The 14258-nt window shown below is 45.9% G+C and carries 12 protein-coding genes and 1 pseudogene; 5 read left to right on the forward strand and 8 right to left on the reverse strand.

Features of this window, described 5'->3' with window-relative positions; genetic code table 11:
• Nucleotides 1-83 precede the first annotated feature (83 nt).
• Both C0068_RS04985 and C0068_RS04990 read left to right on the forward strand, forming a co-directional pair.
• Nucleotides 84-959 carry an IS982 family transposase gene (locus C0068_RS04985; RefSeq protein ID WP_103682565.1) on the forward strand — a complete coding sequence of 292 codons (876 nt, stop codon included), beginning with the start codon at nt 84-86 and terminating at the stop codon, nt 957-959.
• Between the two features lie 14 nt (nt 960-973).
• A pseudogene (locus tag C0068_RS04990) lies at nt 974-2305 on the forward strand (efflux RND transporter permease subunit); the annotation flags it as partial.
• Between the two features lie 67 nt (nt 2306-2372).
• On the opposite strand, the gene C0068_RS04995 reads toward C0068_RS04990, so the two are convergent.
• Entirely contained in the window at nt 2373-3605 is a 1233-nt protein-coding gene (locus C0068_RS04995; protein ID WP_103683392.1) for a tyrosine-type recombinase/integrase, read from the reverse strand.
• A gap of 277 nt (nt 3606-3882) precedes the next feature.
• On the opposite strand from C0068_RS04995, the gene C0068_RS05000 reads away from it, so the two are divergent.
• The 3 genes from C0068_RS05000 (at nt 3883) to nhaB (ending at nt 7951) form a co-directional block, all read left to right on the forward strand.
• The gene (locus C0068_RS05000; RefSeq protein WP_103683393.1) at nt 3883-5538 is read left to right on the forward strand and encodes a phosphoethanolamine transferase; all 1656 of its coding nucleotides are present in this window, start codon (nt 3883-3885) and stop codon (nt 5536-5538) included.
• Entirely contained in the window at nt 5525-6220 is a 696-nt protein-coding gene (locus C0068_RS05005) for a phosphatase PAP2 family protein (RefSeq protein WP_103683394.1), read from the forward strand. The genes C0068_RS05000 and C0068_RS05005 overlap by 14 nt, the downstream gene beginning before the upstream one ends.
• Before the next feature lie 225 nt (nt 6221-6445).
• The gene (gene nhaB / locus C0068_RS05010) at nt 6446-7951 is read left to right on the forward strand and encodes a sodium/proton antiporter NhaB (protein WP_103683395.1); all 1506 of its coding nucleotides are present in this window, start codon (nt 6446-6448) and stop codon (nt 7949-7951) included.
• A 70-nt stretch (nt 7952-8021) separates the two neighbouring features.
• Here nhaB and gspG read toward each other — a convergent pair whose 3' ends face one another.
• The 7 genes from gspG to C0068_RS05045 form a co-directional block, all read right to left on the reverse strand.
• Nucleotides 8022-8519, reverse strand: coding sequence for a type II secretion system major pseudopilin GspG (gene gspG, locus C0068_RS05015; protein ID WP_158249919.1), 498 nt, complete (start codon nt 8517-8519; stop codon nt 8022-8024).
• A gap of 75 nt (nt 8520-8594) precedes the next feature.
• Nucleotides 8595-9629, reverse strand: a complete 1035-nt coding sequence (gene sohB, locus C0068_RS05020) for a protease SohB (RefSeq protein ID WP_103683397.1) — start codon at nt 9627-9629, stop codon at nt 8595-8597.
• Nucleotides 9630-9689: 60 nt separating this feature from the next.
• Nucleotides 9690-10202, reverse strand: coding sequence for a cation/multidrug efflux pump (locus C0068_RS05025; RefSeq protein ID WP_146047841.1), 513 nt, complete (start codon nt 10200-10202; stop codon nt 9690-9692).
• A gap of 147 nt (nt 10203-10349) precedes the next feature.
• The gene (locus C0068_RS05030) at nt 10350-12053 is read right to left on the reverse strand and encodes a FimL-related protein (protein WP_103683399.1); all 1704 of its coding nucleotides are present in this window, start codon (nt 12051-12053) and stop codon (nt 10350-10352) included.
• A gap of 176 nt (nt 12054-12229) precedes the next feature.
• Entirely contained in the window at nt 12230-12955 is a 726-nt protein-coding gene (dnaQ, locus tag C0068_RS05035) for a DNA polymerase III subunit epsilon (RefSeq protein ID WP_103683400.1), read from the reverse strand.
• Entirely contained in the window at nt 12955-13407 is a 453-nt protein-coding gene (rnhA, locus tag C0068_RS05040; RefSeq protein ID WP_103683401.1) for a ribonuclease HI, read from the reverse strand. The genes dnaQ and rnhA overlap by 1 nt, the downstream gene beginning before the upstream one ends.
• Nucleotides 13382-14179, reverse strand: a complete 798-nt coding sequence (locus tag C0068_RS05045; protein WP_103683402.1) for a class I SAM-dependent methyltransferase — start codon at nt 14177-14179, stop codon at nt 13382-13384. Before C0068_RS05045 ends, rnhA begins: the two co-directional genes overlap by 26 nt.
• Nucleotides 14180-14258 lie beyond the last annotated feature (79 nt).

Raw genomic sequence — 14258 nt, forward strand, 5'->3', positions numbered from 1 at the left:
ACCCGTAGTGCATTTAGGAAGGAGGTAAGTTACTCACCCTCATAAAGAGGTTATCATTAGTTTACGAGAAAAATGGTAACGAGATGAGTAACTTACACAGCGTTTATAGCAAAATTCTGTCTCTTTTGCACGAAATTGAGCCAGCCGATAATTTTTTGAATCAAATCAGAACACCTAAGCTAAGCGATAAGGAGCTACTCGCGCTCAGTCTTGCAGCTGAAACACTGGGCATTGATTCAGAACACTTTTTGTTCAAACAGCTGCCTGCGTGCATCAATGGGAAAATTGAGCGCTCCGTTTATAACAGAAGAGCGCGAAGGTTGAGTTTTAAATTAGAAGAAATCAGAAGCGCTATTGTCACGCGATTAGATGTTGATAACGATATAAATATTGTCGATAGCATGCCATTGGAAGTGTGTAAAATGAGTCGATCTAATCGCAGTAAAATTTGCCAAGAATTTGAATCTAGCTCGCCAGATTTTGGTTTTTGTGCAGCACAAAATATGCGCTACTTTGGCTATAAGTTACACGCGGTTTGCTCACCGAGTGGCGTGTTAAAAATGTACGATATATCAAAGGCTTCGGTTCATGACATCCATTACCTAAACGATATTGAAGGCCAGTTAAACAATTGTGTTTTGATTGGCGATAAAGGGTATTTGAGCAGAGTTTGGCAAACAGATTTATTTTCATCAAGTTGTATCAATTTGCAAACACCGATGCGAAAGAACCAGAAAGAGTTTAGAGACTTTCCGGCTAAATATCGTAAAGCCAGAAAGCGGATCGAAACATTGTTTTCACAACTTTGTGACCAGTTCATGATACGGCGGAATTATGCAAAATCGTTCAAGGGTATTTCGCGCAGAATTGTGACAAAGATAGCGTCCCTCACATTAATTCAATGGTTCAACCAACGTGAAGGGAATAAATTAAACAACCTGAAAGTGGTCATTTCCTAAATGCACCACGGGTACGTATTAAATCTTTTCCAGAAGTTGGAATAGTATTTTCGCGAATAGGAACAGCCGAAGTGGCTAATGACCCTATGCCACCGAATGTTGCAGACACTTTTGTTATTTTAAAACCGCGTAGCGATTGGCCCATGCCATCCAAAACCAAGCAAGAGTTTATTACTGAGCTGGAGCAGTCAATTGAAAAACTACCTGGAAATAACTATGAATTTACCCAGCCAATTCAGATGCGCTTTAACGAGTTAATTTCGGGCGTTCGTGCGGATTTGGGGATTAAGGTTTTTGGCGATGATCTAAGTCAACTACTTGCAAGCGCGAACGAAATTTTAGCCGTAATTAACACTATTGATGGCGTCGCCGACGCTAGGGTAGAGCAGGTCACTGGCTTGCCAACCCTATCTGTTATTCCAAAGCGAACGGCACTAGGTCGTTACGGCCTAAACGTGGCGGATTTGCAAAACTGGGTGGCGACGGCGATTGGTGGCGAGAGTGCGGGAATACTATATGAAGGTGACCGGCGATTCGAACTCATTGTCCGATTGCCAGAAACCACTCGACGCGATATAGACCGCCTTGCCTCCTTACCCGTGCCATTATCTAACGGCGATTATGTACCTTTATCAGAAATAGCCACTCTGGATATTGCACCCGCGCCAGCACAAATTAGTCGCGAAAATGGTAAACGCCGCGTGGTTGTGACAGCCAATGTTAGAGGCCGAGACCTCGGCAGCTTTGTTGATGAAGCTAAGCGTAAAATTAATGACGAAGTAGATATCCCCGCTGGATATTGGCTTGGCTATGGTGGCACTTTTGAACAATTAGCGTCTGCAACTCAGCGATTATCTATCGTTGTTCCTCTTACCTTATTACTCATAATTAGCTTATTAGTTATGGCATTTAGCTCACTAAAAGACGCATTAATCGTGTTTAGTGGCGTCCCACTTGCGCTTACCGGTGGCGTGCTAGCCTTGTTTATACGTGGTATGCCCATGTCGATTTCTGCTGGTATCGGGTTTATTGCCCTGTCAGGTGTTGCGGTACTAAACGGATTGGTGATGCTGTCTTTTATCCGCGACCTTTGGCGTGAAAAGGGTGACCTTATGCTGGCTGTAACTGAGGGAGCTTTGATGCGCCTAAGGCCGGTTATCATGACCGCGCTAGTAGCTAGTTTGGGGTTTGTTCCTATGGCCTTAAATACGGGTACCGGAGCTGAGGTGCAGCGACCACTGGCAACCGTTGTCATTGGCGGGATTATTTCCTCAACATTGCTGACATTATTAGTGCTTCCTATCCTTTACCAATGGTTTCACCGGAACGATAAGCCGCAGCACTAAAAGAGAAGGGCGCTTGTCGGCGCTCTAATCTCTATCTTTAAACTGTGACAGCTTCAATATAAACTTGTTAAACAGAGCGTTCTTTACCGCTTGCCGCCCGCTTTTTATCGTCGGTCTGTACATAGACAGTGTCGGTTGTAGACATACTCGCATGACCTAGATCCTCAGATACATCTTTAAGCGCGCGGCCACGTTCAATCTCTAAACTCGCGCCGGTATGGCGTAGCCAATGGGTTGTCGCTTCTTTGAATTTGCTAGCATTATCCTCACCGTAGCGCGCCTTCATTTGCTCGTAAGCCTGATCAAATACTTCTTGTACCAAACGTGACAATTGCCGCGCCGTCATTCCACCGCGACCGCGAATTTTTTCAATAATAGGGTGGTTTTCACCCGCTACCGGTAACTTATTCAGGCCTCGATGCTGTCTATATCGTGTCAAATACGCTAGAAAGCTCGGTGGCACAGTAATATCGCGAACTTTTCGGCCCTTGCCATAAATTTTTAACCACCAGTTATTGTCATTATCTTTCCAAAAATGACTCATTATTGGCGACCATTCTGGACGGTCCGAATACTCAGATATTCGGAGAAATAGCGTTTTTAAAGAGGCAATCAGGAATAAACTGCGCTCGTATCTCGAGTCTTCGTCAGCCATTGCGTGGGCAACCTGCAAAAGAAATTGCCACTGATCCTCGCTTAAGCGTTTTACATCTTTAACCTGAGCGTCTCTAATTAAGTAGCGACAATCTTTTTTGGCAATTTGTACGGGGTTGCCGTAGCAGTATTCTTCATCGGTCAAATGTTTGTAAAACGCATTCACGGCGGTGAAGCTTGCTTGCAGGGTTTCTTGCGAGGGGTGGTATTTCTTTTTGTCAGGCTTCGAGTTGTCGCCTTTGGCAGTCATCAATCTAAATGGTGCCCATTCAGGATTACTGATGTATAAGCCACCTTTAAGATGAAATTTCTCTACATTAGATAGGCATATCCACGTTAAGGGTGGTCGCCAGCAAAAATCAATATATTCTAAGATGTCAGATTTCCGGTATTCATCGATGGGCTTGTCCTTAATTAAAAACGCCCAAAGCAGAAACTTTTCGATCTCTGAACGAAATCGTGTGTAAGTATGCTCAGATTTGTTTCGACCGATATAACAGAGAAATTCGTGACCCCAGCGCCATGCCTTAGATTTCCATTCATCTGCATCAGCGAGTAACGATGCTAAATCGGGAAATTCCTCAATTTTTACAGCTTTAAGATCCTTGTAAGTTGGGTACAAAGGAATCGGTCTAGGAATAGCCATGTTTTATCCTGATACCTGATTTAGCGCACATAGACGAATATCCGCATTGTAGCAGCCTATACTCACTATTTCCAATACTGGAGAGTATCGGAAATATCTTTTGGTATGCTTAGCAACTCAAGCACCCCTTTAGTTCTGTGGGTGGATTATTAGGATTGATGCGCTCTATCACGTCGGTTAACGCACAAAATAAACCTTAAGACTCTCTTAACTATGATCGAATAAAGTTTAAGTACTGCTGATTTGCTGTACCCACGATATCGAGAAAACTTGCTTAATGAACACTTCGCCTAAGTTTAGACCTCTAATAAAAAAGTTACTCCCTGAATACTTAACATTGATTATTCTGGCGTTATTTTTGTGCCTGAGCGCAAATCTGAGATTCTTCCAAAAAGTATTAGACATATACCCCTGGGCTAGCAACCAAGGATTCATTTGTTCTTTGGTCTTGCTGCTGTTTGCATGCCTACTTTTTTTTGCGGCGCTTTTTAGTGTTGTTCTGTCGGTTAGAGTGACGGCGGTGATATTTTTATTAGTCGCTGCCTCTAGCGCACATTTTTCGGACAGCTTCGGCACGGTTATAGATAGCGACATGCTGCGAAATGTATTAGAAACAAATGTAGCTGAATCGGCCGATTTATTAAACCCATCGCTTGGTTTACGGCTTTTATTGTTAGGCTTTCTACCCGCCCTGTTTATTTGGCGTTTTTCCGCAAGTGGCACTGGGTTTATAAGCTCGGCGCTGAAAAATGGGCTTATTTCGATAATTACGTTAGGCATCGCAGCTGCTTGTATCGCTGGTTTTAGCAGTCAATATGCGAGTTTCTTTAGGGAGCATAAGCCGGTTAGGTACTATATCAACCCCGCCTACCCTATCTATTCGGCAATTAACTTGGGCGCTAGCTTTATACCTAAAGGCCCACCGCGACCCTTTCAAGCACTGCAAGCACAGGCAAATATCGTTGAAGAACAAGAAGCACACTCGGAGCTAATTGTTCTAGTGATAGGTGAAACGGCTAGAGCGGATCACTTTTCATTGAATGGCTATGAACGTGAAACGAACCCTCAGCTTGCCAAACAGGATCGTCTAATCAGCTATTCCAATATCCAGTCCTGCGGTACAGCAACGGCGATTTCGGTGCCCTGCATGTTTTCCTATTCGACACACGCTAATTTTGACCTGAAGAGCGCTCGAAACACGGAAAACGGTTTAGATTTGCTAAAGTCTGCGGGTGTTAATGTGTTGTGGCGAGATAATAATTCTGACTCAAAGGGGGTGGCAGATAGAGTAGAGTATGAAAATTTTAGATCGCCAGGCCTTAATCCGATATGCGATTCAGAATGCCGAGATATAGGAATGTTAGGAGGCCTTCAGGAGTATGTTGACGGTCATTCTGGCGATACCCTAATTGTGCTTCATCAAATGGGTAGCCACGGCCCAGCTTACTTTGCGCGCTATCCAAAGGAATTTGAGAAATTTACACCTTCCTGCAGATCTGCAGAGCTTTCTGAATGCAGCCAACAGGAGGTTATCAACGCCTACGACAACACTATTTTATACACAGACTATTTTCTATCTCAGGTAATTCGATTTTTAGAATCAAACTCCAGCCGTTATGAGACAGCGATGTTTTACGTAAGCGATCATGGTGAATCCCTCGGTGAATCTGGAATCTACCTGCATGGCATGCCCTACGGCTTCGCTCCTAGGGCGCAAACTCACGTCCCGGTGTTAGCTTGGGTTGGTGCGTCATCTGATATTGATTACGAACAGAGCAAATTACTAAAGGACACCGCAAATACCCACGATGCGGTTTTTGATACCTTGATGACTATATTCGAAGTAACGACATCGTTACTTCCTACGTCAGCAGCGCAGCTAGTTATACTTAAACCTGAGGAGGAAGAGGAAGTAGCCAGTGTCCCCCACTAAACATATTGCTGCCTCTCTTGCCGCCCTAGTCGCGTTAATGGTCTTTTTTGAGCTTACAAACTTCGATCTCTGGGTGCAAGACTTTCTATACACGCCACAATCTGAAGAATGGCTGTTAAGCACATCGAACTCGCCACTCTATTTTATTTTTTATGATGGCCCTAAAAAGTTACTAGTCTTTTTTGAGTTGGCTTTATTGTTTGTGGCTATTTTTTTCAATCAGCGAGGTCTATTCAAGCACTATCAGCAGGGTATTTTGATCGTGTTGATTGCCCTACCACTTGGGCCCGCTCTGGTGTCGTCGTTAAAAAGCAGCACAAATGTCGCCTGCCCCTATGCTCTTGTGGATTACGGTGGGAAATTATCCTATATAGGCGTCTTAGAATCCTACCCAGAAGACAGCCAACCACAAAAGCGGCAGCGATGTTTTCCAGCAGGCCACGCGAGCGGTGGGTTTGCGCTATTGGCGCTCTACTACCTACCCAAGTCCCGACGCAATAAAAATAAGATGCTTGCTCTGGCAATGATTGCCGGTACTTTAATGGGGGGTTACAAGATGATGGTTGGACACCACTTTCTAAGCCATACATTGGTATCAATGGTGATTTGCTGGCTAGTTGTGAATATTGTCGCCCTGTTGGTCTTACCGTGGCGAAGTATGAACTCTTCAGTGCTCGATTAGCCCCCCCTCTCGCGAAGCCAAGTAATCGATGAACACACTGAGTGAGTGCTTATTTTTTGAGCAGCGATGCTTATTGTTTTTTTAGTCAACATAGAAATGTAGCGTGCTTTAACGCCATCATACGTGGTTCTCCGGAGCGGTCTGTATTATGATTATGCCGGTTCTTACTCTGGCTGACGCTCCGTCATCCGTGCCTGAATGATAACTAATAAGGATTGTAATTCTATGGATCAAAGTATGGTGCGCGCCTTTGCGGGCAATTTTCTCGGTAATGCGCCATTGTGGTATAAAAAAACCATCATTGGCTTCTTGATATTAAATCCCATCCTGTTTTATACGGCCGGCCCTTTTGTAGCAGGCTGGGCGCTTATTGCGGAGTTTATTTTTGCCCTCGCGATGGCATTGAAGTGCTACCCCCTCCAGCCTGGCGGCTTACTTGCCATTGAGGCTATCGTGATCGGGATGGCATCGCCAGAAACCGTGTACATGGAGGCTAAAAACAATTTCGAAGTAATCCTGCTGCTCGTATTTATGGTCGCAGGTATCTACTTCATGAAGAACCTGCTGTTATTTGTTTTTACCAAATTATTGCTTGGAATTCGCTCTAAGATAGCCTTGTCATTGGTCTTCTCGAGTATGGCAGCCATACTAAGTGCCTTCCTAGATGCTTTAACAGTAACGGCAGTGTTGATCGCTGTAGGTATTGGCTTTTATTCGGTGTATCACCGCGTAGCCTCCGGCGGGCACCATTCACACCATGATCATGATCATGGCGATGACAATAAAGTCACAGAAAATTCTCGCGCTGACCTTGAACAATTTCGTGCCTTCCTGCGCAGTTTGCTAATGCACGGCGCGGTGGGTACTGCGCTTGGCGGTGTGTGTACATTGGTCGGTGAGCCGCAAAACCTACTGATTGCAGAAAAAATGGGCTGGAGCTTTATTCACTTTTTCCAAGTGATGGCGCCAATTACCATGCCGGTTTTATTTGCTGGTCTTTGCACCTGTGCCTTACTAGAAGTGTTTGGCTGGTTTGGCTACGGCGCAAAATTGCCTGATTCAGTGCGCAATGTTCTAGTTGAATACGATAAAGAGCAAGATGAGAAAAGAACCCCCTCGGACGTTGCAGAGCTTATTATTCAAGGCTTAGTCGCCATATTTTTAGTCATCGGACTAGCCTTGCATTTGGCTCCCGTGGGCTTGATTGGTTTAACGATTATTGTATTGCAAACGGCCTTTAACGGTATCGTTGATGAACATCGCATTGGTCACGCCTTTGAAGAGGCACTGCCCTTTACCGCCTTATTGGTCGTGTTCTTTGCCATTGTTGGGGTAATTCACGAGCAGCATTTATTCAAGCCGATTATCGACTCGGTACTGGCAATGGAAGGCCAAGCTCGTACTGTCATGTTCTTCGTTGCTAACGGCTTGCTAAGTGTGATCAGCGATAACGTGTTTGTGGCAACAGTTTATATCAATGAAGTGAAAGCAGCCTTTGATGCGGGTAATCTGACCCGTGAAGAACTCGAGCACTTGGCTGTCGCCATCAATACTGGAACGAATATCCCCAGTGTTGGCACGCCAAATGGTCAGGCGGCGTTCTTGTTCTTATTGACCTCTGCCCTCGCCCCGCTGATTCGTTTGTCTTACGGTAAAATGGTTATTATGGCTCTGCCATATACCATCGTAATGAGCAGCGTTGCAGTTACTGCAGTGTGGTTCTTTGATTAAAACCTTAGTCAAAAGCACTCACTAAAAAAGGGCCACGCGGCCCTTTTTTAGTTTTAAAGATCGTAACATTCTAGTCGAAATAATTTTCGTCGCTACGAAACCGAATAGAAATATCCTGATTCATTTTCTTACCATTAGGTTTTGCGTCAGCACCAAGAGTGGTTATTTCAAAGCCAGGAGGAGAATCAGAGCTCTTATATAAATAGGCATTATTCCATGGGTCTTGGGTAAGGCTAGCGCGGCCGATATAAGGCCCCTTCCATAACGGCGCCAACGGAGGCGTTTGAGGCTGTATATAAAGCGCCGCCAAGCCTTGCTGGCTGCTTGGGTAGCGTTTGTTATCGAGCTTGTATTGGTGTAAGGCCGTAGATAGGCGCCTAAAATCGTTATTTACCTGCTCACTCATCGCGCTTCCGAGCCGCTGATAAATAATACTGCCGACTGCAAGAGCAATGGCAGCGGTAATAGCCAGGATTAATAGTAACTCCCAGCGTTTAATGCCCTGCTGGCGGTGTCGGCTTGGCGTTTTTTCCAGGCTTTTTTCTTTAGCGCAGAGTACGTCAGTCAAATATTTACCACTCTTTAAACTGATACTTAATATTAGTTTTAATACGCTTATGCGCGATAGGCTAACTGCCTAATTTCATACATTCCAGCGACTTTGGCTTAATTTACCTATAACCGCATTAAGGCTGCGGCTAAGTGCGCCCTCGGCGGCAAAGCCCAAGCGTTCAGGTAAACTGCGCTTTTGACGATATTTAACAGAAAATATATCGGTATCGGCTCGCTTGCTTAGCAGGTAGTCGTCACTGGTACGAATTTCATCTATTAACTTCTGATCTAGAGCACGTTTCCCGTACCACACCTCGCCGGTTGCGATATGATCGATATCGAGTTCTGGTCGATTCTCGCTGACAAATTCTTTAAATAGAACGTGGGTATCCTCAAGCTCTTCTTTAAATTTTTGCCGACCCTCTTCAGTGTTTTCGCCAACCATCGTCAAGGTACGCTTATGGGCACCTGCGGTATGTAGCTCTATGTCAACATCGTGCTTTTTTAATAGCCGGTTAAAGTTTGGAAGTTGCGCAACTACTCCAATCGAACCGATGACTGCAAATGGGGCTGCCAGTATACGATTACCAATACACGCCATCATATAGCCGCCGCTAGCAGCAACGCGATCTATAGCGATAGTAAGTGGAATACCGTGACTCCGAATACGTTGCAATTGCGATGACGCCAACCCGTAGCTATGTACCATTCCACCCGGGCTTTCTAATCTGAGTAGAATTTCGTCTTCAGGCTTGGCAACAGTGAGTACAGCGGATATTTCATGGCGGAGAAATTCCACCTCAGAAGCGCTCATATCACCGTCAAAATCGAGCACAAATAAGCGTTTACGCTGCTCTTGGGTGTTTTTCTTGCGATCCTGCTTTTCTTGCTTCTTCTTAGCTTTACGCTCTTTTTTAAAGGCGTCTTCGTCGAGAATTTCGAACTTCAGCATGTCTTCCCAATCCTCAAACTTGTGGTTTAAGGTGGTGACTTCTATATGCCCTTCACTGCTATCCCGCTTATTGCGCTGACTCGCTACGGCGATGGCACTGACAACAACGATAACGGCAACAAGGATAGTGACCGATTTGGCCAAAAATAAGCCGTATTCCGATAAAAATTCCAACTAAGTACTCCCAGATTGGTATAAAAAGTGGCACATAGTGTTATGTGAAGGACCGCTAAGTCAAGTTGGCCAATTGCCTAAGGCCTTGACTGCTATTGGGTTTTCGGCCCGAATAAATAAGCCGCTACGCCCTAAGTAGACGTTAAACTGCGCGCCATCAACCATTGGGGCAAAAACCGCGTTCCCATAGTCGGCCTCTACCCATTTATGAAAAAATTCGCTGCGGCGCAACCAAGTCCATATGTCTACGGGTTCAGAAAGATTTATTAAATAAACGGTGCGAGTTAAATTACGCTCTTCTTCTATGCTTTGGTAACGACCAGTCAGGCGCTCTAGACGGAATAGATTGTCAAAGCCCAAGCGGGCGACCGGCAAAGCCCAACGGATGACTCTGCTGTCGAGCTGCCATTGATCCCCCATTAAAAGAAAGGTTTGCATGGGTTCTTCGTTAGCGGTATCTACGCTGACAATATATTGCTGCTTCTCTTTGCCTGCGATAAAAACTCTTGCCACAAGCTGTTCATCTGCTAAATGACGGTAGCTATAAACGTCTTTAGTAACAATCACAGCCATAGCAGTGAAACTTACGGATAAGATTACCGCGAGAAGACCACTGAAGACGTGTCGTCGCAGGCGTAAGACAGCCATAAGACACAGCAAAACGCCAAAACCTGTCAATATCAATAATATTTGGTCTAGACCGATCATTTTTGCATATCCTTAACTTGCAAGCTTCAGAGTGGCAATGCTGTCCTCAGCAACTTTAAGAATCCCTTCATCTGCAATATGCCGCCGACCTAACTCGTTCAGGTAGTATTCGATACTAATCATGGCATCGGCGAGGGTTTCCAAGGCTTGTACATCTGAAGCGGGGTTTACGGCGTCACGCTCAACAAATCGCCTCATAAATTGGCTAGCGCCCAATGTCACTTCTGGTAATTTGCTGGCATTGATCATCTGAAATGCACCGCGTACCGAATCTAGTAGCTGCGGTAGATTTGCAATATGGGTAGCGTCAAATCCAGAATCGATGTAGGCCGAAATAGCGCGTTTTACCAGCCCGATTGCTGCTTTAGACTCTTCTATGACGATACTTTTCGCTTCGCTAACTTGATTATCCACACTAATAGCATCGCGACGCTCTAAGCTAAGCTCACCTAAATCTTCATAGTTCAATTTTCGGCGATCAATCTGAGCCAAACTGCTGTCGATGAACAATAATGTTTCCGCCAAGTCTTCGAGCCGGCTACGTTCTTGGCTCAAATCGCTTCCTTCTAAGGCTCGTAGGGCATCAGCGTGCTCTATAAGGGTTGACGCTAAAGACGGTAAATTAAGCACTCGGAGAATGTCTGCACTTTGCTTTAATACTGCGGTAAGTGGCGCTATTTCTTCGCTTTCGCTTCTCTGGTGTAGAGCCAGCAGCTCTAGCACATCTTTAGCGTGGCGTAGCTCGGTGCGCAGCTCATGGATCACCGATGAGACAGTATCGTAACTCAGGCCCAACATAATGCCGCGCAGTGTTTTGAGCTGCTCATCGTTAATGTCAGCGGCGTGTATGCGCGCTACTTTTACAACTTTGCCAACTAAACCTTCTTTATAAGCACTGAGCGACAGCAGAAAACAAAGCTCCCTCTCCAGCACTTCGTTAATAACCATGCGATTTTTTAGTCGCGCCCGCATCTGACCTTCTAAGCCTGCTAATACACGCTTGCGATGAGGGTTTAGCTCTAGGCCATTATTTACAAACGCTTCTAGCAGGGCGTCGGCTAACAGCCAAAATCGTTGCTGGGGACCAGCTTCGATCGTGCTGCGAAGACGTCTAATCGCTCGCGACATAATGGTGAGTTGCATGGGGTTATGCGCATCACGCAGCAAGCCTAATAAGCCGCTTTGATAAAGGTGGTTGATACGCTTTAAGTTTTCTATAAACGCTGTCTCAGCTAAAGGCGTTCCCTGTATGCGTATATTTGAATCACGACTAAACAAACTTTCATCGGACTGAGAAAAATAGCTATCCGGTAAAAGTAATTGATTGTGTGCGGCACGCAGTTCGTTTACATGAGCGATAACAAGCTGAGGAATCTCTGATTGCCTAGACTGTACAAATTCTAAATAACGGGGCAGCACAAAGAACGCTGTACTCAGCGCATTTAGCCGCCCTTCGGGAACCGCATTTATACTTTTAAGAATGGCACCACATAACATTCGCATTTCGTCGGCGAGCAAGGCTGCCCCCGGAATTTGGAGCAAACGCAGCGTGCCGCCGATTTGCCGCAAATTTGCTTCGCACTGCTCAAGCAGGGCTAGGTTATGCCGTTCAGACAAAAATGTTTCAAAAACATTGGTGGCTTGTTGCAAGGTTTTCGCTAGCTCTTCTTCAACCATCGCATAGGAGCTTGTATTTATTTCTACTTTCAGTGCCACACAGTATCCTTATAGCCCATAGGGCTCGCCATGAAGTTCTGCTTTGAATTAGTCGCTTAACTACTGGTTATATATGACTATTTAGCATCAAAAACATGATATGCACAGCATTATTATGGGTTCTGGCTACAAAATTGCGTCGCTCTCGCAAGGTATATACATGCTTAGAAGGCAGATTATTCTTCTGATGTGCGTCGCCAAACACAGTTGCCACCGCTTGCCTTATCTACCTCAGCCAATTGCTGCTGATGTAAGGCTAACTCTTCTGCAGTGGCTGAAATAACCCGCAATCGGCGCGGAGCACTAGCCAAGCGTCTATGGTCGCTAGCGGCGCCACCTTCATTTTGCTGTGAGCCATCGTCGGCAGCTAAGGCCAGTGCGGTTTGACCGCCAGTCATTAGTAAATAGACGTCGGCGAGAATCTCTGCATCTAGCAAAGCACCATGCAGGTCGCGTTGAGAGTTATCGACATAGTAACGCTGACATAGCGCATCTAGGCTATTCCGCTGGCCGGGATGCTTTTGCCTCGCCATAATCAACGTATCTACTACGCCGCAGATAGTGCTAATTTTGGGTCTCTTATTTTGCAACAATGCAAATTCGGCGTCGATAAAGCCAACGTCAAAGGGCGCGTTGTGAATAATAAGCTCGGCGCCCTGAATGAAGTCGAAGAATTCATCAGCAATTTGAGCGAAACGAGGCTTGTCTTTTAACATCTCATTCGTGATGCCATGGACTTCAATCGCCCCCGCCTCTACCTCTCGGTCTGGGTTTATGTATTGATGGTAGTGGCGTCCAGTCAGCTTTCTATTGACGAGTTCAACACAGCCAATTTCAATAATACGGTGCCCTGAAGCATGATCTAAGCCGGTGGTCTCTGTATCTAATACAATTTGCCGCATTACACGTTCTCTAATTCGTCGATGCCACGATTGGCTAACATATCCGCAATCTCGTTCTCGCGGTGTCCGCTATGGCCTTTTACCCAGCGCCAATCTATTTGGTGGCCCTCGCTTGCCGCATCCAGCTGCTGCCACAAATCAGCATTTTTAACTGGCTGCTTCGCGGCGGTTTTCCAGCCACGTTTTTTCCAATTAATCATCCACTCGGTGATGCCTTGACGAACGTATTGCGAGTCTGTGGTTAACACCACCTCGCAGGGCCTAGTTAAAGCCCGCAAGGCTTCGATTGCCGCCATCAACTCCATACGATTATTCGTCGTCGCCGCTTCTCCACCAAATAGACTCTTCTCTTTACCTTGGTAGCGCAGCAATGCCCCCCAGCCGCCAGGGCCTGGATTGCCACGGCAGGCTCCATCGGTGAAAATTTCAACTTTCTCTTGGGTTTTGCTCATAATCAGCTCGTGATTTTATCGTTCGGGTTGCGCCCGCCATTGCTGGATGACGAAGTATTTTCGCCCGACGAGCTAGATTTTGTGCCGAGGGACTTAATGGAGCGCGGTATTTTGTCGCGCTTAAGATGAAAACGCCACCCATTGGTATATTTTTGGGAACGGCTTTGTGGGCCATAAAATAATTTGGACTGCTAATCGGCACACGATGGAAACCATATTCCACCACATTTACTTCAAAACCAAGCAATGACAACCAATCGTGTAAACGATGGATGGGCAAACGATGATTTTGCCACATGGCACTGCGCTTGAGCCGACCTAGCACTCCTCGCATCGCCAACAAGGAATAGGGATTTATTCCGCATATCACCACCTTACCGTGGGGTACGATGACACGCTCAACTTCGCGGAGCACTTTGTGCGGATTGTCTACAAACTCTAATAAGTGATGCAGCACGACGACATCTTGAGATTCATTGGCGACTGGCAAGTGCTCAAAATCGCATACAACATCAAGCACTTGGCTCAAACCGTAGTGCTGCATACCGCCAAGACAAAACTGACGTTGGAAAACGTCGCTGGCTATCGGGCAACGCTCAGGGATTACACTCAGGTTCAATAAATTGTACTTAGCGGTCGAGGCATCACTGATGGCATCAGCGATTAAAGGCCGCTCTTCGGCAAGTACTGTGCGGCCTACCGGGCCGTAGAACCACTTTCGAAGGGCCGGCAGAAGTATCTCTGGAGAGTGCTGGGTTCGCCATTTTGCCATATTTACCTCTCTAACGAATTCCCTTTGACGCCTATTGCAGGGGAACGCAGGAATGTTTATGCTTCGCTGTCCGACCAAA

Origin of the sequence: Zhongshania marina (assembly GCF_002915595.1) — a bacterium.
In the GTDB taxonomy this organism is placed as follows: domain Bacteria; phylum Pseudomonadota; class Gammaproteobacteria; order Pseudomonadales; family Spongiibacteraceae; genus Spongiibacter; species Spongiibacter marinus_B.